Here is a 4084-nt window from a genome sequence, read left to right as displayed (position 1 = left end):
ATCACGATCCATCGGTGTACCGGGATGGGTTCGAGCTGGTGCACCGTCGGGAGTCGGTTTATCCGAACGATCTGTGGCAGGCCGACCACACCGGCGCCGCGCCGTAGCGGTTGCCCGTGGAAATAGACCGAGTCGAGGACGTACAGAGCGAGAGCTGGGTAGGCCTTCGGCGCGTACCACCGCGACGGGCTATCCCCAAGGTCACCCACGATCGCCATCCGGAGCACGTCGAAGTCCTGAGAGCCACTCACGATGGGCCCCCGTCTCGGCCTAGCGACCCATCGGTGCCACGTTGGCTTGGGTGGGCGACCCGAGGGCGACCCGTGGGGTGTCCACGGCGCGGTCGGGTACGAACGCGCCCAGGGTGCCGAGGACTGCGGTGGCGTGGTCAATTCGAGCCCCCTCAAGGGATTGACAAGAGTGGGGGTACGACTGCGTCACCGCAGGTCAGCGCTTTGTACCCCTTAGCCACCCCGATGCGTACCCCCCTCCCGCAGCTCAGGCGGGGGTACGCATCCGGGACGTTCGATCGAGACCGTCTCGCCGTTACCCAACGGCGGAAGGAATTCGACATGAGCGTGGCAAGGTACCTGGGTCTGACGGACCCCGACATTGGCGACTTGGCCGTGGCCCGGCAGCGGTGGACCCAGTGGCGATCTATGCACGAAGCGCTGCAGGTGGTGGACGACCTGAGGCAGCTGCCGGGATGGCTCAGTGAGGCCGACTGCGCCGATGCAGATGGTGTGCTGCTCGCGATGGCGCAGCTCTCGGCTCCCGACGGCGGGGATGACGTCGTCGCGACTAGCGCACTGGCCTGGCTGCTCGTACCGGGAGCGAGCTTGCTGGCGCATCGCCTGGGCGGGCTGAGCTCTCGGGTGGACGAGCTGGTGGCCGCCCAGCTGTGGATGGAGGCCCGGACGTTTCCGTGGCGGCGGGGGTGGAAGGTCGCCGCGAACGTTCTGATGAACACCCGCAAGGGCGTGTTGCGCGATCTCGGTATCGGCGTCCCGGCCGACCAGACCTGGGCGCATACCGTCCCGGTGGAACCCACGGCTGACGTTCTGCTCGAGGCCGTGTCCAGCCTCACCCAGAACGACGCGGTTGCGTCCACCCCGGAGCAGGAGCTGCAGGACGTCTTCACGGGTGCCATGGCGAAGAACGTCGTGACCCGCTCGGACGTCGAGCTCCTCCTCGCTTTGGCCCGAGCCGCCGACGAGTCCGAGCTCTCCCGCTCGACCCGAGGGCACGGGGGGCTCATGTCGCTCGAGGCGTCCGACGCCGTCGCCAGCGCGCGAGGCGTCTGTGGCCGGACCGTACGGCGTCATGCGGCGCGCTCGGTACGCGATCTGCGCGTCCACTTGCACGTCCCTGCAGAGCGTCTGGTCGGCTGATGGTGTCCACCGAGCCGCCGTTCGCGGCATTGGTTCGGGAGGTGATGACCGTGACGAACCCGACTGGACCCCGGACCCTAGTCACCCGGGCCCCCACCAATACCGGCGACTGCGCGATGCGGAGCGTCCCGACGGGTCCGGCGCCTGCCAGGCGGCGGGACCACCGATGAGTGCCGCCACGAGTCGCGACAGGACCCGGGAGGGTGTCGTCACCGTCCACGAACTCAAGCGGGCCTGGCTCGCTCTCGAGCGAGGGCAGTTCCGGCAGCGCCGCATTGGTGGGTCCCGGACGGTGAGGGTCCACCCGGTTCTGCAGTCGAGAGCCCCGGGTGCCGATGCCGCCTGGCAGGCCGTCGAGCCAGTCCTGCCCGTCGTCGGCTGCGCCGGCTCGGTCGGGGCGTCAACCCTGGCTCTGGCACTCGCCACCGCGGCGAGCAGTCCGGACACCGGCGCCGGGCGCACTCGGGTCGTCGAGTGCTGCTCGGTGACCGCGTCCGGGCTGGCGGCGGCTACGACGGCGGAGCTCGGTCCGCACTCCAGCGGCTGGGTCCAGGGGACCCGGGGTGAGGTCCTGCTGGAGCGGGTCGTTGACGCGGTTCGAGCCCCGGACGAGGTTCCTCTTCCGAGTATCGAGGCTCCGTACGCAGTTTCGTTGACCGTCCTTGACGTCGGCTGGGAGGTGGGACTGCTTCTCGAAAACGGCGGTTGGCTGAGCGACCAGCTGCGGCGGGCGCCTCATGTCGTGGCCGTCGCGCGCGCGACGGTCCCCGGGCTGCGTCGGCTCGAGGGCGTTCTGGCAATGCTGGATGGGACTTCGGTCACGGCCGCCGTCCTCGAGCCCCGCCCGCCCATCGGGCGGCTGCGAGGGCTGCGAGGTATCGAGTCGAGCATGGGCGCGCGGACCCGCGAGCTCGACCGGGACGGCCGGGTCCACCACATCCTGCTCGATCCTCTCCTGGCTCATCGAGGCCTGGACTCGCAACCGCTGCCCGCGCCGCTCTTGAGCGCCGCGCAGCGGCTCCTGGCCGCAGCGACCGCGGCACCGAACCCATCCGCGCAGACGAAGGGACGTCCCCAATGAAGCTCCTCACCAGCACCACGACCGCTCTCGCACAGGTCTGCCCGGTCGCTCCACCGGGCGCGCAGGTGTACGCCGACCAGCTCATGGGCTACGTCCTGTGGGGCGTGATCATCCTGTTCGTCCTGGGTGTCGTCGTCAGCATCGGCGCCATCGTCGCCGGCCGAATCTTCGGGATGCCGCACGCCTCGAAGGCCGGCATCGTCGGCGTCGCGGTCATCTTCCTCGCCGTGATCGCCTACCTGGTCCTGCCGGGGATCGTGCACACCATGACCGGCAGCGGGTGCATCTGATGCGTGCGAACGGATCGGCCACCACCGCCCCGGGTGCCGCAGAAGGTGTCTGGGGGCGGGCCAAACTGAGGGCCATCCTCGCCGCCGGGATCGCAGGAGCGGTGGCCCTCGTCACCAGCCTGGGCCTGGCCGTGTTCTACGGGCTGAGGACAGACGGTAGCTCCAGTAGCTCCGTCCACGACGTGTCGTCGTCTGCGTCTGTGGCCGCGTCGTCCCCGGTCACCGGTGCGGCTATCGCCGGGTCTGGCCGTTCCATGCGTGACGTCGTCGCCGCCCGGCCCATGATGTCGGTGACTGCGCAGGATGCCCGCCGCGGGATCCCGGTGCCGTGGCCGGTCCCGTCATCGACGTCCCGGCGGCCACCGGGCCCGGGGTAGCGGGGGTGCCCACGGGGTTCCCCCACACGCCGCAGGGGGCGGTGGGCCAGCTCGCCGCGATCGAGACGACCCTCCTACAGGGCATGTCGATCCGGCAGACAGCCACGGCCTACGAGTCGTGGGCGTTGCCGGGAGGCGTCGGCGTGGCCGGGTGGGCGATGACCCAGAACGTGCAGAGCTTCCTCGCCAGTGCCGGCCAGGGACAGACCAAGGACATGACTGTCGTCGTGACCGCCACCCCCGTCGCCGGCCAGGTCAAGGGCACCGACGGACCCGACTGGGTCCTCGCCTGCGTCCTGCTCGACATCCGCGCCACCGTCACCACCGAAGCACGGATGGGCTACGGCTACTGCGAACGCATGCAGTGGACCCCCACCACTTCCATCACGGGTGGTCCCGCCGGCCCGGGCGCGCAGGCCGGGGCCGGCACGCACTGGCGATGGATGATCGCGCCCGGCGCTCCCGCCGCACCCGCCCCCTCCACCTGGCCCGGGACTGAGCTGTCGTTCGCGGCGGGCTGGCGCACTTGGGTCACCGCGCCGCCGTCGCCGCCCCCGCCCACGGAGGCCCCAGCCAGCAACCTCACCCAAGCGGGGTGACCGGCGTGAACTTCCTCAACCCCTTCACCTACCTCGGCTCCGCCGCCGGCAAGATCGTCGCCGACGGATGGACCGCCGCCATGCTCGGCCTATGGAACGCCGGCCTGTGGCTCCTGAAGCTGGTCCTGACCCTCGTCGACTCCTTCACCACCCCCGACCTGCGCGCCGACGGGCCGGCAGCGGACGTCTACCAGGTGACGTTCTGGATCGCTGGGGCGTTGATGCTGCTGCTGACCATGGTCCAGCTCGGGGTCGCAGCTGTCCGCCGGGACGGGCGCTCGATCGCCCGGCTACTCACCGGGGTGGGGCAGTTCGTGATGGTGTGGGTCGGCTGGATCGCCCTGGC

General features: G+C 70.4%; 4 protein-coding genes and 1 pseudogene. All 5 read left to right on the top strand.

Translation table 11 applies throughout. From position 1 onward, the window contains the following. Positions 1 to 572: 572 nt before the first annotated feature. Entirely contained in the window at positions 573 to 1391 is an 819-nt protein-coding gene (locus tag Q0R63_RS07575; RefSeq protein WP_295695928.1) for a hypothetical protein, read from the top strand. A 166-nt stretch (positions 1392 to 1557) separates the two neighbouring features. Beyond that, positions 1558 to 2472 carry a hypothetical protein gene (locus tag Q0R63_RS07570; RefSeq protein ID WP_295695926.1) on the top strand — a complete coding sequence of 305 codons (915 nt, stop codon included), beginning with the start codon at positions 1558 to 1560 and terminating at the stop codon, positions 2470 to 2472. Then, a complete protein-coding gene (locus tag Q0R63_RS07565; protein ID WP_295695924.1) occupies positions 2469 to 2762 on the top strand; it encodes a hypothetical protein in 294 nt (97 codons plus the stop codon). Before Q0R63_RS07570 ends, Q0R63_RS07565 begins: the two co-directional genes overlap by 4 nt. A gap of 328 nt (positions 2763 to 3090) precedes the next feature. Continuing rightward, positions 3091 to 3738 (top strand): hypothetical protein, encoded by a 648-nt coding sequence (locus Q0R63_RS07560; protein WP_295695922.1) that lies wholly within the window; start codon positions 3091 to 3093, stop codon positions 3736 to 3738. Between the two features lie 5 nt (positions 3739 to 3743). After that, positions 3744 to 4084 (top strand): annotated as a pseudogene (locus tag Q0R63_RS07555) (hypothetical protein); the annotation flags it as partial.

This window comes from Lapillicoccus sp. (genome assembly GCF_025353065.1).
Classification (GTDB): Bacteria; Actinomycetota; Actinomycetes; order Actinomycetales; family Dermatophilaceae; genus Lapillicoccus.
Note: the sequence above shows the minus strand (reverse complement) of the source record. Positions and strands in the feature narration are given on the sequence as shown.